Below are 22,540 nucleotides of genomic sequence, written 5' to 3' on the forward strand. Positions count from 1 at the left end.
CGGGAGTTGATGCCGGCCGCCCCCAGCCTAGGCGATGCCGTCTCCTGCGGCGCGCGGGCGGCGGGCGGACCGCATCCTCCGGTAGATTCTCTGTGTGTATTTGAAGAGTCTCACGCTGAAGGGGTTCAAGTCGTTCGCGCAGCCGACGACGTTCGCCTTCGAGCCCGGCGTCACCTGCGTGGTCGGGCCGAACGGCTCGGGCAAGTCGAACGTCGTCGACGCCCTCGCGTGGGTGATGGGCGAGCAGGGCGCCAAAACGCTCCGCGGCGGGAAGATGGAGGATGTCATCTTCGCCGGCACCGCCACCCGCGGCCCGCTCGGCCGCGCGGAGGTGCAGCTCACGATCGACAACAGCGACGGCGCTCTCCCGATCGAGTACACCGAAGTGACCATCTCGCGCACGCTGTTCCGCAATGGCGGCAGCGAGTACGCGATCAACGGCCAGTCCTGCCGACTTCTGGATGTGCAGGAGCTGCTGAGCGACTCCGGTCTCGGCCGCGAGATGCACGTCATCGTCGGCCAAGGCCAGCTGGACGCCGTGCTGCGCGCGACGCCCGAGGAGCGCCGTGGCCTCATCGAAGAGGCCGCCGGCATCCTGAAGCATCGCCGGCGCAAGGAGAAGACGCTCCGCAAACTCGACGCGATGCAGACCAATCTGACTCGGCTGAGCGATCTGGCGGGGGAGGTGCGCCGGCAGCTGAAACCGCTCGGGCACCAGGCGGAGATCGCCCGCGAGGCCCAGTCCATCGCTTCGATCGTCCGGGACGCCCGGGCGCGTCTGCTCGCCGACGACGTGGTCGGTCTGCGCCGCACGCTCGACGGCCACGTCCGCACCGAGACTGAGCGCCACACCGAGCAGATCGTCCTCCAGGAGCAGCTCGAACAGAAGCAGCTGCGCCGCACGCGGCTCGAACATGCCCAGGCGGGCGACAGGGTGGACGCCGCCCGCGCCACCGCTTTCGTGCTCGAACAGGCCCAAGACCGGCTCCGCAGCCTCTACACGCTCGCCACCCAGCGGCTCGCCCTGCTCGGCAGCCAGGCGGAGGCCGCCGACGACGGTCCGCGCGTGAGCCCGCAGATGGTCCAGGACGCCGCCGACGAAGCCGAGCGCCTCCACGCTCTCGTCGCCGAGGCCGAGGCTGCTTGGCAGACCGCCCAGGAGGCGACCCGCCAGGCGCGTTCCCGTCTCGATTCCGTGGACGAGGAGATCGCCGCGCAGAGCGCCCTGGTCTCCAAATACGACCTCGAGATCAGCACACTGAACGGTCAGGCCGAGGCCGCCGCTCAGCGCCTCGCCGCGGTCCGCGGCGAAGTGCTCCGTCAGCAGAACGCCCTCGACGCCGCCACCGAACGCCGGGAGAAGGCGCGCGCCGAGTTCGCCGCCCGCGAGGCCGACGCCGCGACCGCCGACGCGGGCGAGGGCGCTCTCGACGAGGTCTACGAACTCGCCCAGGCCGATGTGTTCGAGGCCGAGGGCGAGATCGAACGTCTCCGCGAGGAGCTGCACACGCTGGAGCGCGAACGCGACGCCCTCGCCGCCCGCACTTCCGCCCTCTCGCTCGCTCTCGACCAGAAGGACGGCTCCGCCGCTCTCGTCTCCGCCCGGCCCGCCGGTGTCCGCGGCCTCGCCGCCGAGCATATCCGCGTCCACCCCGGCTACGAGGCGGCCGTCGCCGCCGCGCTCGGGACGCTCGCCGACGCCGTCCTCGCCGACACCCGCGATGCCGCGTTCGCGGCGGTTGCGCTCGCCGCCGCCGACGACTTCGGCCGGGTGGAGGTCATCGTCGCCGACGCTCCCGCCGCCATCGTCGACCTCTCCGGGGTCGAGGGCGTCCGGCCGGCGCGAGAGGTGGTGGACGCGCCCTCCGGCGTCCTCGGCATCCTGGCGTTCACTGCGATCGCCGATGACCTCGACTCCGCCCGGGCCGCTTCCGACGCCTACCGCGAGCGGAAGCTCGCCGGCCCCGTCACCCTCATCACACGCGGCGGCGAGGTGCTCACCGAGCACCTCCTCCGCGGCGGCTCCGGCGCCAAGCAGAGCCGTATCGAGCTGCTGGCCGATCGGGACGCCGCCGACGAGCGTCTGGGCGAGGTCGCCTCTCTCAGCGATCGCGCCCGGTTCGCGCTCGCTGAGCAGCGCGGCGTGCTTCAGGTCGCCAAGGAACAGTCGCAGAACGCTCTCGCCGCCCTCCGCGAGTCCGATGCGAAGCTCGCCGCCCGGACCGAGCAGCTGAACCGTGTGAAAGTGCAGCTGGAGGCCGCGCAGGCCGAGTTCGACCGGCTCAGCCGCGCGCTGGAGCAGGCCGCGGAGCGCGTCGCGGAAGCCGAGTCCGCCGCGGAGAGGGCGGCATTCGAGCTGGCGGCCGCCCGCTCGCGGCCCCGCCCCATCCTCGACGTCAGCGCCCGCGACACCCTCTCGTCGGAGCTGGAGGCGGCGCGAGAGACCGAAGTCGAGTCCCGTCTCGCCGTCGAGACCGCCAAGGAGCGCGTCCGCGCCGAGCAGGCCCGTGGCGAGGCGCTCGCCCGCCAGCTGGACGCCGAGCGTGCCGCAGCGGACGAGGCCGCCCGCCGCGCCGTCATCCGTCGCCGTCAGCTGGATGCCGCGCAGTCCGTCGTGGACGCGCTCCCCGCCGTCCTCGCTTCCGCCGATCGCTCCGTCTCACAGGCCCGCGTCGAGCTGGCGTCCGCCGAGGCCGAGCGCGCCAGTCAGAACGAGGAGCTCCAGACGGTCCGCCGCGAGGAAGGTCTTCTTCGGGAGCGCCTGCACGCGATCACCGAGAGCGTACACGGCCTGGAACTGCAGATCTACGAGAAGAAGCTGCATCTGTCGAGTCTGCTGGAGCGCGCTGGCAGCGAGCTCGGCCTGGTCGAGGAGGTCCTGGTGGCCGAGTACGGCCCCGAGGTTCCCGTCCCCGTCGACCGCGGCCGCGACGACGAGCCGCTCGCCGCGGGGGAGGAGCCGCCGGCGGTCCCGTTCGCCCGCGAGCAGCAGCAGAAGCGCCTGGCCGCCGCCGAGCGCAAGCTCGGCCAGCTCGGCCGCGTCAACCCGCTCGCCCTGGAGGAGTTCGCCGCGCTGGAACAGCGCCACAAGTTCCTCTCCGAGCAGCTCGCCGACCTCACCGGCACCCGCAAGGACCTCCTCACGATCATCGAGGAGATCGACGAGAAGATGCAGACGATCTTCGAGTCCGCGTTCGCGGACACGGAGGAAGCGTTCCGGCGGGTCTTCCCCGTCCTGTTCCCGGGCGGAACGGGCAGCATCGTCCTCACCGCCCCCGACGACCTGCTCACCACGGGCATCGAGGTCTCGGTGAAGCCGGCGGGCAAGAAGGTCGAGCGGCTCTCGCTCCTCTCCGGCGGGGAGCGCTCGCTCGCCGCCGTCGCCCTGCTGGTCGCGATCTTCAAAGCGCGGCCCAGCCCGTTCTACATCATGGACGAAGTGGAGGCGGCGCTCGACGACGCCAATCTCGGCCGTCTACTGACGATCTTCGAGGACCTGCGCGAGAACAGCCAGCTCATTGTGATCACGCACCAGAAGCGCACGATGGAGGTCGCCGACGCGCTCTACGGCGTCTCCATGCGCCAGGACGGTGTCTCGGCGGTCGTCGGCCAGCGGGTCGCTCAGGAGCGGGCATCGTAGCGGACGCGGACGCGACGAGCGCCACGGGAGCAACTAGTCTGAGGTCATGGCAGACTGCACCCCCTGGTCCTTGTCGGGCGCCCTCCGCGGGATGTTCGCCAAGAAGACCATCGACGAGACCACCTGGGACGACCTGGAGACGGCGCTCATCACCGCCGACTTCGGTCCCGCTGTCACCGAAGCGGTCATCGACGATCTGCGCGCCAAGGTCGACCGCTACCGCACCACCGACCCCGCCGATCTCCAGCGCATGCTGCGCGAGACGATGGAGGAGCGGCTCTCCCGGCTGGACACCACTCTCAAGCTGAGCGACCGCCCGGCGGTCGTGCTCGTCGTGGGCGTCAACGGCGTCGGCAAGACCACCACTATCGGCAAGTTCGCGAAGTTCCTGCGCACCTACGACCGCTCGGTCGTCGTCGGCGCGGCCGACACCTTCCGCGCCGCGGCGGTCGAGCAGCTCGCGACCTGGGCCGAGCGCTCTGGCGCCGGCATCGTCCGGCCTCAGCAGCAGGGGCAGGACCCTGCCTCCGTCGCCTTCCAGACCGTCGAGAAGGCGAAGAGCGACGGCACCGAGATCGTCCTCATCGACACCGCGGGCCGTTTGCAGACCAAGGGCGGTCTGATGGATGAGCTGTCCAAGATCAAACGCGTGGTCGAGAAGCAGGCGCCGATCGCCGAGGTGCTGCTGGTGCTCGACGCGACCACCGGGCAGAACGGTCTCGCGCAGGCCGAGGCGTTCCTCGAGCACGCCGGGGTCACCGGGCTCGTGCTCACGAAGCTCGACGGCTCGGCGAAGGGCGGCTTCGTGCTCGCCGTGCAGGAGCGCACCGGCATCCCGATCAAGCTGGTGGGCCAGGGCGAGGGCATCGACGACCTCACCGGTTTCACACCGCACGTCTTCGCGCAGCAGCTGGTCGGCTGATGGCCATCGAGCACGACTTCTTCGGGCTCATCGACGAGACCGCCTCTGGCGGACTCGTCTGGGAGGACACCGTCGAGCTGGCCGACCAGGCAGTCGGGCTGGAGCTCCGGGTCGAGAGGGAGTCCACCGTGACCGAGGACGCCTTGGACGCGGCGGCCGCGCTCATCCAGCGTCTCGACGGCTTCGACGCCCGGGCCAGGGACGCTCTGATCGCCGAGCTGAGCTCGCGACAGTCGGCGACGACGAGCTATATCGACGAGCATGTCGACCGGATGGGGGAGACCCTGCTCGACCTGCTCGTCCACAACTCGGGCGACATCGCCGTCGACGTGCTGCGCTCGTTGCAACTGCTGCGCGTCGTCGTTCAGCCCGGCGCCGCTGGCGAGGAGGAGGTCTTCGCGACCTTCGACTACGCCATCGATGCTGAGGAGACGGACACCGTTCTCACTGTCTCCTTCGACGTCCGCGGAGACGTCGTCGCGGTGGAGACGCAGAGCTGAGGCTCGGGCCAGGCCCCATCGGCGCCCGGTAGACTTGTCCGATCATGGCTACTTTCGGCTCGTTGTCCGACCGTCTCGCGGACACTTTCAAGAACCTGCGCACCAAAGGCAAGCTGTCGCCGTCGGATGTCGACGGCACTGTGCGCGAGATCCGCCGCGCCCTGCTCGACGCCGACGTCGCCCTCGACGTGGTCAAGGAGTTCACCGGCAAGGTGCGCGAGCGGGCGCTGAGCGACGATGTCAACAAGGCGCTCAACCCGGCCCAGCAGGTCGTGCAGATCGTCAACGAGGAGCTCATCGGCATCCTGGGCGGTGAGCAGCGCCGCCTTCAGTTCGCCAAGAAGCCGCCGACGGTCATCATGCTCGCCGGCCTCCAGGGCGCCGGAAAGACGACCCTCGCCGGCAAGCTGGGCAAGTGGCTCGTCAAGCACGGCCACACGCCGCTCCTCGTCGCCGCCGACCTCCAGCGCCCCAACGCGGTCAATCAGCTCCAGATCGTCGGCGAGCAGGCCGGCGTGCCGGTCTACGCCCCGGAGCCCGGCAACGGCGTCGGCAACCCGGTGAAGGTCGCGAAGGACGCCCTGAAGTTCGCCGAGACCAAGCAGTACGACACGGTCGTCATCGACACCGCGGGCCGCCTCGGTGTGGATGCCGAGCTGATGAAGCAGGCCGCCGACATCCGCGCGGCGACGAACCCGGACGAGGTGCTCTTCGTCATCGACGCGATGATCGGCCAGGACGCCGTGGCGACCGCCAAAGCGTTCCAGGACGGTGTGGATTTCACCGGTGTCGTGCTCTCCAAGCTCGACGGCGACGCCCGCGGCGGCGCGGCGCTCTCCGTCGCCTCGATCACCGGCCGCCCGATCATCTTCGCCTCCACCGGCGAGGGTCTGGACCACTTCGAGCCGTTCCATCCCGACCGCATGGCGTCCCGCATCCTCGACCTCGGCGACATCCTCACCCTCATCGAACAGGCGCAGGAGGCCTTCGACGAGGAGGAGGCGCGCAAGGTCGCCGAGAAGTTCGCGACCGACACTTTCACGCTCGACGACTTCCTGGGGCAGATGCAGCAGCTGCGCAACATGGGCTCGATCAAGAAGATGATCGGGATGCTGCCCGGCGCCGGCCAGATGAAGCAGCAGCTCGACCAGTTCGACGAGAGCGAGATCGTCCGCACCGAGGCCATCATCCAGTCGATGACCAAGGCCGAGCGCACCACCCCTAAACTCTTGAACGGCTCCCGTCGCCTGCGCATCGCCAGGGGCTCGGGCACGACGGTCACCGAGGTCAACGCCCTCGTGAACCGTTTCGAGCAGGCCGCCAAGATGATGAAGACCGTTGCGAAGGGCGGCGTCCCGAACGTCCCCGGCATGGGGCCGATCCCCGGCGCGGGCTACGCGGGCCGCGGCAAGCAGCAGGCCAAGAAGAAGAGCGGCTCCCGGTCCGGCAACCCCGCTAAGCGCGCCGCCGAGAACGCGGCGCTCGCCTCCGGCGCGAAGCCGGCGGCCGCTTCCCTCCCGACCGGCAGCGGCTTCGGCCTCGGCGGCGGTGCCGCCGCGCCGAAGGGAGGCCCTTCCGAGGAGGAGCTGGCTGCGCTGCAGAAGTTCCTCGGTCGTTGAGTGGGCGTTAGGTCCGGCAAAGGCCCGGCCAGTGCCGACGCACCTTGGGTTCTAACGGTCGTTGCAACACCTGGACTTTCTGGGAGTTGTAACGACCGTGGCCCGTTTAAGGAGCTATTCGAGGGATCGACGCTGTTTCACGCAGGCTGATAAGGACGCGTTCTTCGCGTTGTTCGAGGCGTGTGGGAGCATCACGATCGCGGCGCGTGAGTTGGGGTTCAACCCGGCGACCTGCGGGACGTGGGTATGGAAGGCCGGCCTGCGCAGCCAGGGGAAAACCGGGACTGGTCCGCATCCAGGAAAGGAACGCTACTTCCAGTTGCGACGCGATGGCATCTCGCGTCGCGAAGCAGCGGCTGCCGTCGGGGTGAACATCCGCACGGCACGGGATTGGGATAACGGTGTCCGGAAGACCGCTCATCGCCGCTATTACCCAGATGGTCGGGTCGTCGATTACAAAACAGGTATGACGACGTTTCTTGACGGCACCGAGACAATCTCGCCGGCGGCGATCTTTCAGCTGGAGAGGAAGCTCGATCCGCGGTTCCTTTCGCTGGAGGAACGTGAGCAGATCCGGGATCTCCTCCGCGATGGGTTGTCACTGCGGAGCATCGCCGCCCAGCTGCGGCGGTCGCCATCCACGATCAGTCGGGAAATCTCCCGGAACCGGTCCTCGACCGGGATCTATCACCCCTTCGCAGCACATCGCTACTCGGCGAAGCGTCGCCCACGGCCAAAGCCGCGAAGACTGGTGACAGAGCTGCGGTTGCGTGCTTTCGTTGAGTCGAAGCTGGCGTTGCGGTGGTCTCCCGAGCAGATCACTCGAGCCCTGATCCGTCAGTTCCCGGACGACGTTGGGATGCGAGTGGCGACCGAGACGATCTACCAGACGCTCTATCTCCAAGGACGCGGCCAGCTGCGCCGTGATCTCGCGACAGCGCTGCGTACCGGGCGCGCACGTCGCCGACCGAACCGGGGAACCAACGCACGTCGTTCGCGGTTCGTCGACCCGATGCTCATGATCTCCGAGCGCCCCGCTGAGGTCGCTGATCGTGCTGTTCCAGGGCATTGGGAAGGCGATCTCATCATCGGCGCTGACCACGCCAGCGCGATCGGCACCCTCGTCGAGCGAACCACCAGGTTCGTGATGCTCGTCCACCTCCCGACCGACCACGCTGCCGAGACCGTCCGCGATGGCCTCATTCGGACGATGAGCGGCCTGCCGGCCGAACTGAAGAAGTCGCTGACCTGGGACCAGGGTGCGGAGATGGCCGCCCACAAGACGTTCACGATCGCCACCGACATGGACGTCTACTTCTGCGACCCAGCCTCGCCCTGGCAGCGCGGTTCTAACGAGAACACGAACGGGTTGCTGAGGCAGTACTTCCCGAAGGGCACCGACCTCTCACAGCACTCGCCCGCGGACCTTGCCCGAGTCGCACACGAACTCAACACCCGCCCACGCAAAACGCTCGGCTGGGAAACCCCAGCCCAGCGCCTCGCTAAACTACCTACCAGCTAATCGTCGTGTTGCAACGACCACTAGAATCCGCCCACCGGCCGGGCCTTTGCCGTGCGCTCAGGGAATCCTGATGGTGCGGCAGCCGAGGGTGGTTTTGCTGGTGAGTTGGGGGTAGTCGGGGGTTGTTATGCAGGCGGTGTGGGTGCCGGGGGTTGTGGGTGCGGTGAGGGTGAAGCCGCGGGTGCCGGTGGTGGTGTATTTGGTGTTGATGTCGGTGCGGAGTTGGTTGGTGGTTGTCGTGGTTACGGGGGTGCCGTCGATGGTGAGGGTGACGGCGGAGTTGGTGGGGTTGTCGCGGTCGAGGGCCCAGCCGGTGACGGTGATGGAGTGTCCGGGGGTTTGGGCGATGGTGTCGTAGGAGCCCTCGGGGGCCGCGCTTGAGACGACGACAGTGCGGCAGCCGAGGGACTGCTGGTTCCCGACCGGATAGTTCGTCGCCGTGACGCAGACCTGCCTGAGACCACCGGGCGCCGTGACCGTCACATCGAATCCGCGGCTACCGGTTACGCCTTAGCGCGCGTTCACGTCGGTGCGAGCCAGCGACGTCGTCCCACCGCCGGCGCGAGCGCCGTCCACGGTGACGGCGAACGTGGCGGCCGCGGACTGATCGGGATCGAACGACCATCCCGTCACTCGCACCTTGTCGGTTCCGGGGGATGCCGCTGTGTCGAGCGCGCCCATCGGATTCTCCCCGCGGAGATAGCTCAATCCGTTCCGGTCACCGGCCTGGTAGCTGGCGGTCGGAGCGGCCGATGGGTACATCACCTGGCGGGCTCCGCCGTAGGTTCCCGAGTAGTAGGCGAGCCCGAGAGTGTGGCCTATCTCGTGCGCGACGATCTCCCTTTTGACGGCAGCGGTCTGGACCGCTGTCGGGGGAAGTATCCAGACCCGTCCTGCCAGCACGATCGCGCCATTGCCCGTGACGGCTCGGCTCTTGCCGAGGTAGGGGCCTCCGCAGCCAGCGATGCCGCCACCGCTGCCACAGGGGGAGGAGGTGAAAGCCCCGATGTAGATGGTGTTGGCGGGCACGACGCCCCCGGGGTCGCTGAACTGGCCGGGAGCCACGCTGATGTTGGCGAGTCCGGCCGCAGTGAGTTCGGACGCCGCCGCCTGGGCGAAGCCTCGGTATGCCTCGACCCCGGGGGTCGAGATGAGCCGGATCTCGTAGCGGAACGCGTTGGAGCGCACACCTGAGAGCAGCGCGTAGCCGGAGTCGGCGAAGGGTTTGACGACCGGAGCGTCGGGAAGCTCTCCACCGGTCTTGAAATCGAACCGCGGTGAGTCGTGGTCGACGGATGCGGGGGTGTCGCCGCTGCCCTGCTGGGGGAGAGTCGTGGGAGCCGGAGCGGAGAGGTTCGTTGAGGGGGCTGTCGGCGCTGAGGCCAGCGTGGGGGTGCCGGCCGCCGGTGAAACCGGAGAATCAGTGCGGCGGCGCTCAACGTGAGTGCGGCAACGGCGGCGAGCGTGGCGGATATGCGGTGTCGGTGCATGAATTCGTTCTCCTTCGTACTCGCACGGTCCAGCGAATGTGAAAAGTGTAACCACAACCGCACATGCACGTAATGCTTGTGTTAGATGTCACGCAAAGCTAGAGTAACCGCCCTGCCAAAAGCCAGAAAATGGCGGAATATTGCCGTAAACGCTCTGATGTGCAAGCAATAAAACACGGCATGCAGTGAGCGACGATGCTGAGCAAGAGTGATGCTCCGAGTGGCGTGAAACGGTCGCGCTGAGCGTCAGCGCGCTGAGCGTCAGCCTTCGGATGTGTACGCAGCCACGACGGGCCGTCGAGACGGGGGACGCTGTGAGCCCGGATCCAGGGGTGCCCCCGTCGCGAGCGGACCTCAGTCGTCGAGTCGCTCGAGCACGACTGAGGCGATCGCCTGCTGGCCGGCGACAGTGGGGTACTCGCCGTCCTCCTGCACCCGCCCGTCCACTCCCCGGTAGGGCTGGCCGAGGCTGAGCCATTCGCCCCCGGCTTCGGTCACGACCGACTCGAGCGCGGAGTCCAGCGGTGCGAGCTGGTCGTCCCCGGCGGCGCCGCTGAGCGCGCTTAAGCCGACGAGCTGCACGCCCGGGAGCGCCGTCTTCAGGCGTCCGACCGCTGCGGTCATCGCGGCCGAGACCTCGGCGATGTCCTGCCCGAGGTCGTTGTCGGAAGCGCCGATCAGCACGATCTGCGCCTTCGCGGCGATCGCCCTCTCGATCTGTGTCGTGTAGTCCTCGTACCTGTCTCCGCGCGTCACGAATCCTGACCCGGCGACGCTGAGGTTGTCGAGCTCCCAGCGGAGATCGACGGCCACCAGCGCCGGCCAGGCTTCGGACGGCTCCACTCCGAGCCCGGACTCGATCGAGTCGCCGATCACGGCGATGTGCGGATGGTCTGCGGTGGGGGTGGGGTCTCCGGCCGCTGCGACCTCCGGCATCACCGAGCAGCCGCACAGCGCGAGCGTCGCGGCGAGCGCCGCGGCGCCGGCCAAGACAAGCGATCGGTGGCGAAGCATGCCTTCAGGGTAAGGGCTGGACTCTATGGGCGCAGTGCGTCTTTTCCGGCCCAGGCGGGTCGGCCCAGCCCGCTCCTCAGCTCGTGCGTGAGCGAGCTCATGACCGCCTGCAGGCTGCCGCCGTTCGCTCTAGCGACGGCCAGCTGCCGCTGGTAGCTCGCCCCGGACCTCAGGATGGTGTGTACCTGCGCGAGTTCCTCTGTGCAGCCGAGCCGCTCGGCGATCGGTGCGAGGGTCTCGGTCAGCTCGGCCAGTTCGTCGCGCACGAGCCGTTCGGCGCCGTCCGGTGCGACGATCACCTCCGCGTCCAGCCCGTACCGCGCGGCCCGCCACTTGTTCTCGCGCACGAACCAGGGCTGCAGCGCGACCGGTTTGACGCCGTCGTCCAGCTCGCCCGACATCCGGTCGGCGAGGCAGTGGATGAGCGCGGCCACCGCGCCGACCTCGTCCGCCGTCGAGAGCCCGTCACAGGCTCGCATCTCCACCGTGCCCCACTTCGGCGACGGGCGGATGTCCCAGCGCACCTCGCTGTGGTCGGTGACGACACCGGTGGCGACCAGGTCTTGCACGTACTCTTCGTAGTTCGCCCACGCGCCGAACTGCCACGGCAGCCCCGCGGTCGGCAGCTGCTGGAACATCAGCGCGCGGTTCGAGGCGTATCCGGTGTTCGCCCCGGCCCAGAACGGACTCGACGCGCTGAGCGCCTGCAAGTGCGGGTAGTAGGTGAGCAGCCCGTTCACGATCGGGAGCGCTTTGTCGCGCTCGTCGATTCCGACATGGACATGGACGCCCCAGATCATCATCTGCCGCCCCCACCACTGTGTGCGGTCGAGCAGGCGGTCGTAGCGTGCGTTCGGCGTGATCCTCTGGTCGTACCACTGGGCGAAGGGGTGCGTGCCGGCGCACATCAGCTCCACGCCCCGGGGGTCGGTGACCGCGCGCACCATTCCGATCAGCTCCTGCAGATCGGCGATCGCCGCCGGGACTGTCCGGTGAACCCGGCTGACCAACTCGACGGTGTTCATCAGTAGTTCGTGCGTGATCTGGGGATGCTCGTGGCCGTCGGGCGTCCCGAGCTCGCCCAGCACCTCCTCCGCAATCGGGACGAGGTCGCCGGTCGCGCCGTCCACGAGCGCGAGCTCCCACTCGATCCCGACGGTGGAGCGCTCAGACTCCGAGAATTCGATCTGCATTGCCGGAATCCCCATTCGTTCGAGTACACACAGCGCCGATTGTTCATCGGGGGCGCTTTTCTGCCAGAATAGCTAGTTGAGTTCCGCAGCGCCCGACCCTCTATCCGGCGCGGCGGACGACACGAAGACCTCCTGCCGAGTGTGCCCCCACGCCCACGGCAGTCAGTTCGACATAACTCATCATTCGACACAGGAGAATTGTGGCTGTCAAAATCCGACTGAAGCGCCTCGGCAAGATTCGTGCTCCGCACTACCGCATCGTCGTCGCCGACTCGCGCACCAAGCGTGACGGGTGCGTCATCGAGGAGATCGGTCTGTACCACCCCACCGAGGAGCCCTCGCGCATCGAGGTCGACTCGGACCGCGCCCAGTACTGGCTCAGCGTCGGCGCCCAGCCGACCGAGCAGGTGCTGGTGCTGCTCAAGCTTACCGGCGATTGGGGCGCCTTCAAGGGCGACAAGAACGCTGTCTCGACCGTCAAGGTGGCCGGGGCCAAGGAGGCGTTCGTCGCCGACGAGAAGAAGAAGCCGGTGCTGAAGCCCAAGGCGGCGAAGCCGGCCGAGGCTGTCGCCGAGGCGGAGGCCGTCATCGAAGCCGAGGTCGAGGCCGAGGAGGCCGCTGAGGCCGAGGTCGTCGCCGAGGCGGAGGACATCGCCGACGAGGCTGCCGACGGCGAGAAGGCGTAACGTCTTGCTCGCTCCCGCTCTCACGCATGTGGTCAAGGGCATCGTCGACCATCCGGACGACGTGCGCGTGGTGGCCAAATCATCCCCGCGTGGCGAGGTCCTCGAGGTTCGTGTGAACCCCGAGGACCTCGGGCGGGTCATCGGCCGCTCCGGCCGGACAGCGAAGGCGCTCCGCACGCTCGTGACCGCCCTGGCCGACGGTCGGCGCGTCCGCGTCGACGTCGTCGACGACTGAGGTGGCGGACCACAAGCTGCCGCGCAAGGAGGTCGCGCCGCGGCCGGATCAGACCGAGCTCCGCGTCGGACGGCTGACCAAAGCCCACGGCCTCAAGGGCGCGATCAAACTCGAACTCTTCACCGACGAGCCCGGCAAACGGTTCGTCCCAGGAGCGGTCTTCACCCTGCAGGTGCCCACGGCGTCCAAATGGCACGGCAAGACCTTGACGCTCCGTGAGCTCCGCTGGTACAACGGCCACCCGGTCGGTTTCTTCGACGGAGTGGACGACCGCACTGAAGCTGAGACTCTTGTGAAGGCGATCCTCTGGGTGAACCAGGACGTCCGCGAGCTTCCCGACGAAGAGGACGCCTGGTACGACCACCAGCTCGTCGGCCTCTCCGCCCACCGCGACGGGGTCGTCGTCGGCGCCATCGCGCGCGTCGACCACCTGCCCGGGCAGGATCTGCTGGCGATCAAGACTCCCGGCGGCGAAGTCCTCGTCCCGTTCGTCACAGCGATCGTCCCCGATGTCGATCTCGTGGCCGGAACGGTGACGCTCACCCCGCCGCGAGGCCTGTTCGAGGACCTTCCGGATGACGCGCCGGCCGCAGACGAGTCCGCGCCCGTGCCGGCAGAGGAGACCCCCGGCGCCGAGTGACCGCGGATCCGCTCGCGCCTCGCCGTGTCCACTGCGATCCGCCCAGCCGGTCGTCGGCGGTGGCCTGCTCGAGTATGAGGCTCATTCGGTACACCGATACGGTGTACCGAATGAGAAGCAGCAGCACCACCACAGCGAGCCGGCGCACACCACGGCCGTGGCTGATGCTCGCGCTCGGCGTGCTCGGGCAGGCCAGTTCGACCGTGTTCGTCTCGACCCCGGCCTTCCTCATCCCGCTGCTCCATTCGGAGCGCGGACTCAGCCTTGCGCAGGCGGGGCTCCTCGCCTCGACGCCGACGGTCGGCCTCGTGCTGGCGCTCATCGCCTGGGGCGCGCTCAGCGACCGGATCGGCGAGCGCTGGGTGATCGCCGCCGGTCTCGCGCTCACGGCGCTCGCTGCGCTCGGTGCGATGTCCGTCTCCTCGTACATCACCCTGGGCGCCCTGTTCCTGGTGGGCGGCATAGCCGCGGCGAGCCCCAACGCCGCCAGCGGCCGCGTCGTGATCGGCTGGTTCCCGAAGGGGCGCCGAGGGCTCGTGATGGGCATTCGGCAGATGTGCCAGCCGCTCGGCGTGGCGGTCGCGGCGATCGGCGTCCCTTCTCGCTGGCCGCCGTAGGCGGGATCGCGCTCGCGCTGGTCCTTCCCGCCGCGCTCTGCGGCATCTCAGCAGCGCTCTGCGCGCTCGCGCTCGTCGATCCGCCGCGAGCGGGACGGGGCGGTGGGGATGACAAGGAAGCCCATTCCCCGGCCCGCCGGCGGCCGTACCGCGAGACCTCGCTGCTGTGGCGCATCCACGGTGTGTCGATGTTGCTCGTCGTGCCGCAGTTCACCGTCTCGACCTTCGGACTGGTCTGGCTGGTGGCCGAGCTGGGACTCTCCTCTCTCGCCGCTGGGATGGTCATCGCTGTGAGCCAGTTCGTCGGCGCGATCGGCCGCATCGGTGTCGGCGCCCTGAGCGACCGCGTCGGCAGCCATCTGCGTCCGCTCCGCTGGGTGTCTGTCGCGGCGGTCGCCGCGATGCTGCTGATGGCGGTCGCCTCCGCCCTCGGTTCCGTTGCTGCGGCGGTCATCCTGATCGTCGCCGCCGTCGTCACTGTCGCCGACAACGGGCTGGCCTACACCTCGGCCGCCGAGATCGCGGGGCCGTTCTGGTCCGGCCGTATACTCGGCGCTCAGAACACCGGGCAGTTCGCCGCCGCCTCGCTCGTCGGTCCGGTCGTCGGCGCGCTCATCGGCGGGCCGGGGTACCCACTGACGTTTGCCATCGTCGCGCTCTGCCCCGCCGTGGCGGCGCCGCTCGTGCCGCGCGACCGCGAGCTGATGGCCGTTCCGGAGTGACCGCCCCGAATAGACTGGCCGCCATGCGCATCGACATCGTCACGATCTTCCCCACATTCTTCGATGTGCTCGACATCTCCCTGCTCGGCAAGGCCCGCCAGTCCGGACGGATCGCGCTCGGCGTCCACGACCTGCGCGACCACACGCACGACCGGCACCGCACCGTGGACGACACCCCGTACGGCGGCGGCGCCGGGATGGTCATGAAACCCGAGCCGTGGGGCGAAGCGCTCGACAGCGTGCTGGATGACGCGGAGGACCCCCTGGTGATCTTCCCCTCGCCCGCGGGCGAGCTGTTCACGCAGACGATGGCCCGCGCGCTCGCGGGGGAACAGCACCTCGTCTTCGGCTGCGGCCGCTACGAGGGCATCGACCAGCGCGTGTTCGACGACGCGGCATCCCACGCCCGCGTCCGCCTCGTCAGCCTCGGCGACTACGTGCTCAACGGGGGAGAGGTCGCGGCGATGGCGATGATCGAGGCCGTCGGGCGGCTCATCCCCGGGGTGGTCGGCAACCCGGAGAGCCTCGTGCAGGAATCGCACGAAGACGGCCTGCTGGAACACCCGTCGTATACGAAACCGGTCCAGTGGCGCGGCCGCGCTGTGCCGCCGGTGCTTCTCTCGGGCAACCACGGGGCCATCGCCGCCTGGCGGCGCGAGCAATCGGTGGCGCGGACGGAGCGGGTGCGGCCCGACCTGCTGCCGTAGGACCGCCGCCGGCGACCGCGGGGTCAGGCGGCGGTGAGGACGAGCGGGCCGGACTCGGTGATCGCGATCGTGTGCTCCGAGTGCGCGCCACGCGAACCATCCGCCGAGCGGAGCGTCCAGCCGTCCGGGTCCGTGACGATCTGGTCGGTGGTCTCCAGGAACCACGGTTCGATCGCGATCACGAGCCCCGGGCGCAGCGGGAAGCCACGGCCCGGCGGCCCATCGTTCGGGATGTGCGGATCGCCGTGCATCGTCCGGCCGACGCCGTGGCCGCCGAACCGGGTGTTGATCGGGTAGCCCTCTGCCACGGCCGCAATCGCCGCCGAGATGTCGCCGGTGTGCCCTCCCGGCTGTGTTGCCGCGATGCCCGCCGCGAGAGCGCGGCGGGTCGTGTCGATGAGCCGCAGATCCTCGTCCCTCGCCTTCCCGACGACGACGCTGACCGCTGCGTCGGCCACCTAGCCATCGACGCTCGCCGCGAAGTCGAGGCTCAACAGGTCGCCATCGCGCAGCCGGTAGTCGTGCGGGAGGCCGTGCAGCACAGCGTCGTTCACCGAGGTGCAGATCGCCTTCCCAAACGGGCTCGCCCCGAACGACGGGTGGTAGTCGATGTAGCAGGATGTCGCGCCGCGTCGGCGGATGGCCGCGTGCGCGATCCGGTCCAGCTCCAGCAGATTCGTGCCGACCGTCGCCGCAGCGGCCGTCTCGGCCAGCACCTCGGCGGCGAAACGGCCGGCGGGCCGCATCTGCTCGATCTCGGCGGGCGTCCTCAGCTCGATCACGCGGGTCCTTACTCTCGGCGTAGAGGGGAGGCGCCCAGTCTGGCATGCGCGCCTCCCATCGTGCCCTCGGCGAACCCGCAGCCCTCGCACAGCCGCGTGCGGCTACGCTGACACCGTGTTCATCCGGAAGGCGTTCTACTGGTGGCTGTTCCCCTCCGCCGTGGTCCTCCCCGCCTGGCTGCTCGTCGGCTGGGCCGCGTTCCACACCGGAAGCGGCTGGTCGTTCCTGGGACTGCTGCTGTGTCCGCTGCTGTTCCTCGCGCTGCTCGCGATCGGGGGCGTCCTCGTGGCCCGGAAGAGCGTGCGGGACGTCCAGGCCGTCTCGTGGTACGACGTCGGGCTGCTCGCGCCGTGGAACGCCGCGATCGTCGCCTTCGGCTTCTTCCCGGGCGCGGCGGCCGGCTGGCTCGCCGTCGCCGGGGTGATCCTCTTCCTCGGGCTGTTCTGGCTGGGGTTGTGGGAGCTGATAGCCGAACTGCGCGGCCGCGTGAGGGAGACCTACGCTGCCTATGAGCGGGCCGCGCAGTCGCAGCAGGTGCGGCGCGACCCGAGGATGTCCGCCGGAGACGCCGAGGTGATCGTCATCGAAGAACGGCGCGAGGAGTAGCTCTGTCGGAGGTTCGGGCTTCCGCTTTGGCAAACCCGCTCCCGGCATGGCACAATTAATCCTTGTGCCGCCGCCCGGCTCTGCCACAGGGGAGCCAGCATCTCGCGCGGACACACCCATCGAATCCCGGCCTCCAGCAGCGAAGGCCCCGAATCCGTCCCCGACCTGTCGGCGGGCACAGAGAGCGAAAAGCAATGCATATCCTCGACCAGGTGGACGCCGCTTCCCTCAAGCAGGACATCCCGGCCTTCCGCGCCGGTGACACCGTCAAGGTTCACGTCAACATCATCGAGGGCAGCCGCTCTCGTGTCCAGGTTTTCCAGGGCGTCGTGATCGCCCGCTCCGGCGAAGGCGTCCGCGAGACCTTCACGGTCCGTAAGATCAGCTTCCAGGTCGGCGTCGAGCGCATGTTCCCGGTCCATTCGCCGGTCATCGACAAGATCGAGGTCGTCACCCGTGGTGACGTCCGCCGTGCGAAGCTCTACTATCTCCGCGAACTCCGCGGCAAGAAGGCGAAGATCAAAGAGAAGCGCGACAACTGAGCGTTTCCCGCCCCTCCGTCTGAGCTCCCGGTCCTCCGCAGACCGGGAGCTCAGCGGTTTTGAGGGCGGGTTGAGACACCGCCCGGACGCCCGTGGAGGCCGGGCGCGCAGCGCTCTGCTGTTGAGCGGCCGTGCGTTCCCGATCGCCGCGCCCCGTGCAGCGAGGGACGTGGCTGGACGGCTATTCTGAAGTCTCCCGTGGACCGGAGGAGGACGAGCGAGGATGACCCCGGTTACCCCGTCGCTGCGATTCGAGAAGGCGCTGTACCGCGAGGGTGTCACCTCGATCGTCGCCGTGGACGAGGTCGGCCGCGGCGCGCTCGCCGGCCCGGTCGCGGTCGGCATGGTCGTCATCGACACCGCAGTGAAGCGCATCCCGCCCGGGCTCCGCGACTCCAAACTTCTTCCCGAGCCCGTCCGGGAGGCCCTGGAACCGGCTTGCCGCCGCTGGTCGCTCTTCCACGCCGTCGGCCTGGCCTCCGCGTCCGAGGTCGACAGGCACGGCATCATGCGCTGCCTCGGCCTCGCGGGGGCGCGCGCCTTCGCCGTGCTGGAGGAGCAGGAAGCGCCCGTCCACGACAGCGCACTCATCCTGGACGGCAACTACGACTACCTCACCCCCGCCTTGGCGCGCCCGGCCCGTGTGGTCACCCGGATCAAGGCCGATCGCGACTGCGCGTCCGTCGCCGCCGCGTCCGTCATCGCCAAAGTGCATCGAGACCGCTTGATGATCGGGCACGATGCCGACTATCCCGGCTACGGCTGGGCGAGCAACAAGGGCTACTCGACACCGGGGCACTTCGCCGCCATCGCCGAACTCGGACCCAGCGCCATCCACCGTCTCACCTGGCTCAGAGAGACGACCCGGCTCGACGTTCCGCTCTGACGCCCGGACCGGCTTAGACTTGACGGACGATGGATGAGGACGAGTTCGACGACTACGACCGCGAGGTCGAGCTGGCTTTGTATCGCGAATACCGGGACGTCGTCTCGCAATTCAAGTACGTGATCGAGACCGAGCGCCGTTTCTACCTCGCGAACGAGGTCGAGTTCGCGCGCCGTGACACGGAGCACGATTTCTACTTCGAGCTGACCATGAACGATGTGTGGGTGTGGGATGTGTACCGCGCCGACCGGTTCGTGAAGTCGGTGCGCGTGCTGACCTTCAAGGATGTGAACATCGAGGAACTGTCCAGCAAGGAGTTCGAGTTGCCGAAGGAGCTGGCGCTGGACGAGTGACGGGTTCTCTGCCGTTCCCTGGTCGTTCCTGATGCCCTCCGGCGGCGGGTTGTCCACACGCTGCGGTCATCCCTGACTTCTCCACAGATTCCTGGCGCGCGCCCCTTGCGCTGTGACTTCCCACGAAGCTGGCTGTGGGAGGAATCATGGCAAAGAAAGACGAACTCGGCCGCCGTGGCGAAAGCGTCGCGGCTCACTGGCTCGAAGCGCACGGCTACGTCCTGATCGACCGCAACTGGCGCATCCAGTCGGGCGAGATCGATATCATCGCGCGCACGGGGGACATCACGGTCTTCGTGGAGGTGAAGACGCGCGCCACGACGCACTACGGTCATCCCCTCGAAGCGATCACCCCGGAGAAGGCTGTGCGCTTGCGCCGGCTCACCGCCGAGTGGTGCCGCACGTACGGGCCGCTGCCGGGAGCGCTCCGGGTCGACGCGATCGGCGTCCTGAACGTCTGGAGCGCGAACCCGCAGATCCACCATCTGCCCGGGATTCTCTGATGGCGCTCGGCCGGACCTTCGCCGTCGCTCTCACGGGGGTGCGCGGCGACATCGTGGAAGTGGAGGCAGACATCTCCGCGGGTCTGCCCGCTTTCGTTCTGATCGGTCTCCCCGACACCGCCCTCGGCGAATCGCGCAAACGAGTCACCTCCGCGGCCGTCAATGCCGGTGTTACGCTCGCGCAGCGCAAGCTTACCGTCAACCTGTCGCCGGCCGCCCTGCGCAAACAGGGATCGGCGTTCGACCTGGCCATCGCGATCGCGGCGCTGACCGCCTCCGGTGTCGTCCCGGCGGAGTCCGCTGCGCGGTCGGTGCATCTCGGCGAGCTAGGCCTCGACGGCCGTCTCCGGCCGGTCCCCGGGGTGCTGCCCTCCGTCCTCGCGGCTCGCGCCGCCGGTTTCCGCCGCGTGCTGGTTCCTACGGCGAACGCCGAAGAAGCGGCCCTCGTCGATGGCGTCGAGGTCGTCGCGGTGCCGGGGCTCCGGGCAGCGGCCATCGCTCACGTCTCAGAGCTCGACCCGATCGAGGTCGATCCCGTCCCCGCGGCGGCGGTGGGGACGGCCCTTCCCGCCGAGCCAGACATGTCCGACATCGCGGGCAACGAGGAAGCGGTCGAAGCTCTCGTCGTCGCGGCGGCCGGCGGGCACAACGTCACCATGATCGGCCCGCCTGGAGCCGGCAAGACGATGCTCGCCCGCCGGCTGCCGTCGCTCCTGCCCGACCTCACCCCGGATCAGGCGCTGGAGACCACGTCCATCCGCTCTCTCGCCGGCGTCGGGACCGTCGGCGGCCTCATCCACCGACCCCCCTTCGAATCCCCGCACCACACTGCCTCGGCCGCGGCGCTCGTGGGCGGGGGCAGTGGGAGATCACGCCGGGAGCCGTGGTCCGGGCCACGAACGGCGTGTTGTTCGTGGATGAGGCGGCCGAGTTCCCGGCAGCCGTTCTCGATGTGCTCCGGCAGCCGCTGGAGAGCGGAACCATCACTATCCATCGAGCGAGCGGAGCCGCGACCTACCCGGCCCGGTTCCAACTCGTCCTCGCCGCGAATCCCTGCCCCTGCGGTCAGTATGGATCGGCCGAGGAGGAATGCGCCTGTCCTCCGGCCGCCCGGCGACGCTATCTGGCCCGCCTCTCCGGTCCGCTCCTCGACCGTGTCGATCTCCGTCTCACCGTCTGCCGTCTGGGCTTGGGTGCGCTCCGGCTCGGGAGTGACGGCGCACCGCCCGGTCCGTCGAGCGCCGCCCTCCGTGTTCGCGTGGAGGCGGCCCGTGCTGCGGCAGCGTCCCGGCTGAGCGGGACCGCCTGGTCACGCAACGCCGACGTCGAAGGCTTCTTGGCTCCGCTCCGGTCCGTTCCGCGTACACGGAGGCGCCCTCTCCCCACTCGACCGCGCCCTCGAACGCGGAACCATCACCATGCGCGGTTACGACCGGACCCTTCGCGTCGCCTGGACCCTTGCCGATCTCGACCAGTCTCCGACGCCCACCCCCGACCACATCGGCCGGGCACGCTACCTCCGGAGAGGAGCCACCCCATGACCGAGAGCTTCTGTGCGATCCCTGCCGCATCCGAGCGATGCCGGGGTGTGTTCGACGGTCAGGGCTGTGCTCCGCTTGTGGGCCCGGACTGCCGGTGCGGTGCGGCCGGCGGCGGGGAGAACCCGCCCGTCCGCCCGGTCTCTCGCCGGGCGAGAGACGTTCCGGGCGTGAGCGCTTCCGTCCGCGAAGACCGCCGCTCTCTCCGTCGCCCGGAGGCGACGGCCTCCCCGTCGTCGCGATCCGGCAGGGGGCGGACGGAGGGGAGCACAGCGGAAAAGGGGAGGTCGGCCGGAGATCGCCTCGGAGATCGCGTCGCTGAGCGCCCGCACCCCGGTGCCGTCGTCCACGCGAGCGCGAGCCGGTCGCTGGTCTGTGCGCGCTGCCCGATCCTTGCGACGGTGTCGGTCCTCGCAGCCGCATCGGGCCAGCGATCCACCCTGCGGACGCGGGTCAGGGGCCGCGACGATGGCCGATAGCGACACTGTTCTTGGGACCTCGGTGCGAGAGATGCTCGCGCTGCTGCGACCGGTCATCGCCGACGGTGCGGATCTCGATGGAGCGCAGGCGATCGCTGCTGTGTTCGCCGAGGCGGCGTTCTCGACGCTCGTCGAACCGGGGGACACCGATGCGGTCGCCCTGCTGACCGCTCTCGGCGCCCGGCGAACGCTGCGTGCTGTAGCGCTGGCCGAATCGGGGGAGTGCGTCCACGAACGGATTCTGAGGTCCGAAGCCCATGATCCCGCGCTGAGCGCCGAACGCGTCGACCGCGCTCTCCAGCGCTGGCGGACTCGGCTCGGCCAGGACTCGCCCGCGCGGGCTCTTCACCGAGCCCACTTGCTCAGAGCGACACTCGTCCTCCCCGGTTCGCCGTTCTGGCCGTCCGGACTGGACAGCCTCGAACACGGCCGCCCGCTCGCGCTGTGGGTCCGTGGAGATCCCTCTTTGCTGAGCGGGCTGCACCGGTCCGTCTCGTTCGTTGGGTCGAGGACTGCCACGGGCTACGGCACGCACGTCGCGCTGGAGAGCTCCGCCGGTCTCAGCGATCGAGGTTTCGCCATCGTGTACGGCGGCGCCCTTGGAATCGACGCCGCTGCCCACCGCGCGGCGATCGCGAGCCACCGGCTGACGGTGTGTTTCCTCGCCGGGGGAGCGGACCGCCTCTACCCGGCGGCGAACACCGAACTCCTGAGCCGCATCCTGGCCTCTGGTCTGATCCTCGCCGAACTCCCACCGGGCTCGGCTCCAACCCGGTGGCGGTTCCTGATGCGAAACCGTCTGATCGCCGCCGTCAGCCAGGCGACCGTCGTCATCGAGGCCGGGCGCCGGTCCGGTTCGCTGAACACCGCCGGCCACGCTGCTCAGCTCGGCCGTCCTCTCGGGGCTGTGCCCGGGCCCGTGACCTCACCGGAATCTGCGGGGTGCCATCGTCTGATCCGCGAATACGCTGCCACCTGCGTCACCTCTGCGGAGGAGATGGCCGAATTGGCGGACCCCTTCACCGTCGCCGGGTCAGACCCGGTGACGGAACCCGACGATACCCGCATTCTTCGCGAGCTCTCCCGGACGGCCCCGCGCTCACGCATCGACGTGGCCGCACGGACAGGAATCGAACCCGCCGAACTCTCCGCCGCGCTCGGCAGGATGTCCGCGCTGGGCCTTGTGATCGAGAGTGCCGGTGGTTGGAGGGCGGTCCAGAGGTGAAGGAGCCGATTCGTCCTCTTGCGCTGTCGGTCCGGAGCTTTGCGCTGCCGGGTCCGGAAACCGCGCTGGCGCTGGGGCGACCCCCACGGGCGATGCTGCTCGCCCGCGGAGGGTCGCA

General features: G+C 69.1%; 21 protein-coding genes and 4 pseudogenes. 20 read left to right on the top strand and 5 right to left on the bottom strand.

Going from position 1 to position 22,540, the window contains the following annotated elements; all coding sequences use genetic code 11:
• Positions 1-94 precede the first annotated feature (94 nt).
• The 6 genes and pseudogenes from smc to O159_RS14440 all read left to right on the top strand — a co-directional run.
• Entirely contained in the window at positions 95-3,640 is a 3,546-nt protein-coding gene (gene smc, locus O159_RS04550; protein WP_043993516.1) for a chromosome segregation protein SMC, read from the top strand.
• A 46-nt stretch (positions 3,641-3,686) separates the two neighbouring features.
• A complete protein-coding gene (gene ftsY, locus O159_RS04555; RefSeq protein ID WP_021754576.1) occupies positions 3,687-4,562 on the top strand; it encodes a signal recognition particle-docking protein FtsY in 876 nt (291 codons plus the stop codon).
• Positions 4,562-5,062, top strand: a complete 501-nt coding sequence (locus O159_RS04560) for a DUF2004 domain-containing protein (RefSeq protein WP_021754577.1) — start codon at positions 4,562-4,564, stop codon at positions 5,060-5,062. Before ftsY ends, O159_RS04560 begins: the two co-directional genes overlap by 1 nt.
• A gap of 44 nt (positions 5,063-5,106) precedes the next feature.
• Positions 5,107-6,681, top strand: coding sequence for a signal recognition particle protein (gene ffh / locus O159_RS04565; protein ID WP_021754578.1), 1,575 nt, complete (start codon positions 5,107-5,109; stop codon positions 6,679-6,681).
• A 334-nt stretch (positions 6,682-7,015) separates the two neighbouring features.
• The gene (locus O159_RS04570; RefSeq protein WP_456237220.1) at positions 7,016-8,203 is read left to right on the top strand and encodes an IS30-like element ISLxc3 family transposase; all 1,188 of its coding nucleotides are present in this window, start codon (positions 7,016-7,018) and stop codon (positions 8,201-8,203) included.
• Positions 8,142-8,273 (top strand): annotated as a pseudogene (locus tag O159_RS14440) (IS5/IS1182 family transposase); the annotation flags it as partial. The gene O159_RS04570 and the pseudogene O159_RS14440, both read left to right, overlap by 62 nt.
• Here O159_RS14440 and O159_RS04575 read toward each other — a convergent pair.
• From O159_RS04575 to O159_RS04590, 4 genes are all read right to left on the bottom strand, one after another.
• Positions 8,261-8,686: a hypothetical protein gene (locus O159_RS04575; RefSeq protein ID WP_043993518.1), complete on the bottom strand. Its 426-nt coding sequence runs from the start codon at positions 8,684-8,686 to the stop codon at positions 8,261-8,263. The pseudogene O159_RS14440 and the gene O159_RS04575 sit on opposite strands and share 13 nt — an antisense overlap.
• Before the next feature lie 27 nt (positions 8,687-8,713).
• A complete protein-coding gene (locus tag O159_RS04580) occupies positions 8,714-9,391 on the bottom strand; it encodes a hypothetical protein (RefSeq protein WP_043993519.1) in 678 nt (225 codons plus the stop codon).
• A gap of 656 nt (positions 9,392-10,047) precedes the next feature.
• Entirely contained in the window at positions 10,048-10,707 is a 660-nt protein-coding gene (locus O159_RS04585; protein WP_043993520.1) for an SGNH/GDSL hydrolase family protein, read from the bottom strand.
• Between the two features lie 23 nt (positions 10,708-10,730).
• Positions 10,731-11,900 carry a glutamate--cysteine ligase gene (locus O159_RS04590; RefSeq protein ID WP_021754580.1) on the bottom strand — a complete coding sequence of 390 codons (1,170 nt, stop codon included), beginning with the start codon at positions 11,898-11,900 and terminating at the stop codon, positions 10,731-10,733.
• A 200-nt stretch (positions 11,901-12,100) separates the two neighbouring features.
• Between O159_RS04590 and rpsP the strand changes: the two genes are divergently transcribed.
• From rpsP to trmD, 6 genes are all read left to right on the top strand, one after another.
• A complete protein-coding gene (gene rpsP / locus O159_RS04595; protein WP_021754581.1) occupies positions 12,101-12,586 on the top strand; it encodes a 30S ribosomal protein S16 in 486 nt (161 codons plus the stop codon).
• A 4-nt stretch (positions 12,587-12,590) separates the two neighbouring features.
• Positions 12,591-12,821 carry an RNA-binding protein gene (locus tag O159_RS04600; RefSeq protein ID WP_011186288.1) on the top strand — a complete coding sequence of 77 codons (231 nt, stop codon included), beginning with the start codon at positions 12,591-12,593 and terminating at the stop codon, positions 12,819-12,821.
• A 1-nt stretch (position 12,822) separates the two neighbouring features.
• The gene (gene rimM / locus O159_RS04605) at positions 12,823-13,461 is read left to right on the top strand and encodes a ribosome maturation factor RimM (RefSeq protein WP_021754582.1); all 639 of its coding nucleotides are present in this window, start codon (positions 12,823-12,825) and stop codon (positions 13,459-13,461) included.
• A 110-nt stretch (positions 13,462-13,571) separates the two neighbouring features.
• Positions 13,572-14,078, top strand: a complete 507-nt coding sequence (locus tag O159_RS16240) for an MFS transporter (RefSeq protein ID WP_269078376.1) — start codon at positions 13,572-13,574, stop codon at positions 14,076-14,078.
• Entirely contained in the window at positions 14,018-14,800 is a 783-nt protein-coding gene (locus O159_RS04610) for an MFS transporter (RefSeq protein ID WP_269078377.1), read from the top strand. Before O159_RS16240 ends, O159_RS04610 begins: the two co-directional genes overlap by 61 nt.
• Positions 14,801-14,823: 23 nt before the next feature.
• Entirely contained in the window at positions 14,824-15,507 is a 684-nt protein-coding gene (trmD, locus tag O159_RS04615; RefSeq protein ID WP_021754584.1) for a tRNA (guanosine(37)-N1)-methyltransferase TrmD, read from the top strand.
• 23 nt (positions 15,508-15,530) lie between these two features.
• Here the strand turns inward: trmD and map are convergent.
• Positions 15,531-16,289, bottom strand: a pseudogene (gene map, locus O159_RS04620) (type I methionyl aminopeptidase).
• A 115-nt stretch (positions 16,290-16,404) separates the two neighbouring features.
• Here map and O159_RS04625 point away from each other — a divergent pair.
• The 8 genes and pseudogenes from O159_RS04625 (at position 16,405) to dprA (ending at position 22,422) form a co-directional block, all read left to right on the top strand.
• Positions 16,405-16,896, top strand: a complete 492-nt coding sequence (locus O159_RS04625) for a hypothetical protein (RefSeq protein ID WP_021754586.1) — start codon at positions 16,405-16,407, stop codon at positions 16,894-16,896.
• A 194-nt stretch (positions 16,897-17,090) separates the two neighbouring features.
• Complete coding sequence (gene rplS / locus O159_RS04630) at positions 17,091-17,438, top strand: 50S ribosomal protein L19 (RefSeq protein ID WP_011186282.1); 348 nt, start codon at positions 17,091-17,093, stop codon at positions 17,436-17,438.
• Between the two features lie 223 nt (positions 17,439-17,661).
• Positions 17,662-18,324: a ribonuclease HII gene (locus O159_RS04635; protein WP_021754588.1), complete on the top strand. Its 663-nt coding sequence runs from the start codon at positions 17,662-17,664 to the stop codon at positions 18,322-18,324.
• A gap of 29 nt (positions 18,325-18,353) precedes the next feature.
• Positions 18,354-18,677 (top strand): DUF2469 domain-containing protein, encoded by a 324-nt coding sequence (locus O159_RS04640; RefSeq protein ID WP_021754589.1) that lies wholly within the window; start codon positions 18,354-18,356, stop codon positions 18,675-18,677.
• A gap of 146 nt (positions 18,678-18,823) precedes the next feature.
• A complete protein-coding gene (locus tag O159_RS04645; RefSeq protein ID WP_021754590.1) occupies positions 18,824-19,180 on the top strand; it encodes a YraN family protein in 357 nt (118 codons plus the stop codon).
• Positions 19,180-20,306: pseudogene (locus O159_RS04650) on the top strand (YifB family Mg chelatase-like AAA ATPase); the annotation flags it as partial. The gene O159_RS04645 and the pseudogene O159_RS04650, both read left to right, overlap by 1 nt.
• Before the next feature lie 244 nt (positions 20,307-20,550).
• A pseudogene (locus O159_RS16750) lies at positions 20,551-20,721 on the top strand (magnesium chelatase subunit ChlI family protein); the annotation flags it as partial.
• Positions 20,722-21,186: 465 nt separating this feature from the next.
• On the top strand, positions 21,187-22,422 hold the full coding sequence (dprA, locus tag O159_RS04655) for a DNA-processing protein DprA (RefSeq protein WP_043993521.1): 1,236 nt from the start codon (positions 21,187-21,189) through the stop codon (positions 22,420-22,422).
• The last annotated feature ends 118 nt before the right edge of the window (positions 22,423-22,540 follow it).

Origin of the sequence: Leifsonia xyli subsp. cynodontis DSM 46306, assembly GCF_000470775.1 — a bacterium.
Lineage (GTDB): Bacteria > Actinomycetota > Actinomycetes > Actinomycetales > Microbacteriaceae > Leifsonia > Leifsonia cynodontis.

Bases quoted from the DNA above. Each gene is read 5' to 3' on its own strand.
- ftsY (WP_021754576.1), top strand. From the start codon at position 3,687: ATGGCAGACTGCACCCCCTGGTCCTTGTCGGGCGCCCTCCGCGGGATG.
- O159_RS04560 (WP_021754577.1), top strand. From the start codon at position 4,562: ATGGCCATCGAGCACGACTTCTTCGGGCTCATCGACGAGACCGCCTCT.
- ffh (WP_021754578.1), top strand. From the start codon at position 5,107: ATGGCTACTTTCGGCTCGTTGTCCGACCGTCTCGCGGACACTTTCAAG.
- O159_RS04585 (WP_043993520.1), bottom strand. From the start codon at position 10,707: ATGCTTCGCCACCGATCGCTTGTCTTGGCCGGCGCCGCGGCGCTCGCC.
- O159_RS04590 (WP_021754580.1), bottom strand. From the start codon at position 11,900: ATGCAGATCGAATTCTCGGAGTCTGAGCGCTCCACCGTCGGGATCGAG.
- O159_RS16240 (WP_269078376.1), top strand. From the start codon at position 13,572: ATGAGAAGCAGCAGCACCACCACAGCGAGCCGGCGCACACCACGGCCG.
- trmD (WP_021754584.1), top strand. From the start codon at position 14,824: ATGCGCATCGACATCGTCACGATCTTCCCCACATTCTTCGATGTGCTC.
- rplS (WP_011186282.1), top strand. From the start codon at position 17,091: ATGCATATCCTCGACCAGGTGGACGCCGCTTCCCTCAAGCAGGACATC.
- O159_RS04635 (WP_021754588.1), top strand. From the start codon at position 17,662: ATGACCCCGGTTACCCCGTCGCTGCGATTCGAGAAGGCGCTGTACCGC.
- O159_RS04640 (WP_021754589.1), top strand. From the start codon at position 18,354: ATGGATGAGGACGAGTTCGACGACTACGACCGCGAGGTCGAGCTGGCT.
- O159_RS04645 (WP_021754590.1), top strand. From the start codon at position 18,824: ATGGCAAAGAAAGACGAACTCGGCCGCCGTGGCGAAAGCGTCGCGGCT.
- dprA (WP_043993521.1), top strand. From the start codon at position 21,187: ATGGCCGATAGCGACACTGTTCTTGGGACCTCGGTGCGAGAGATGCTC.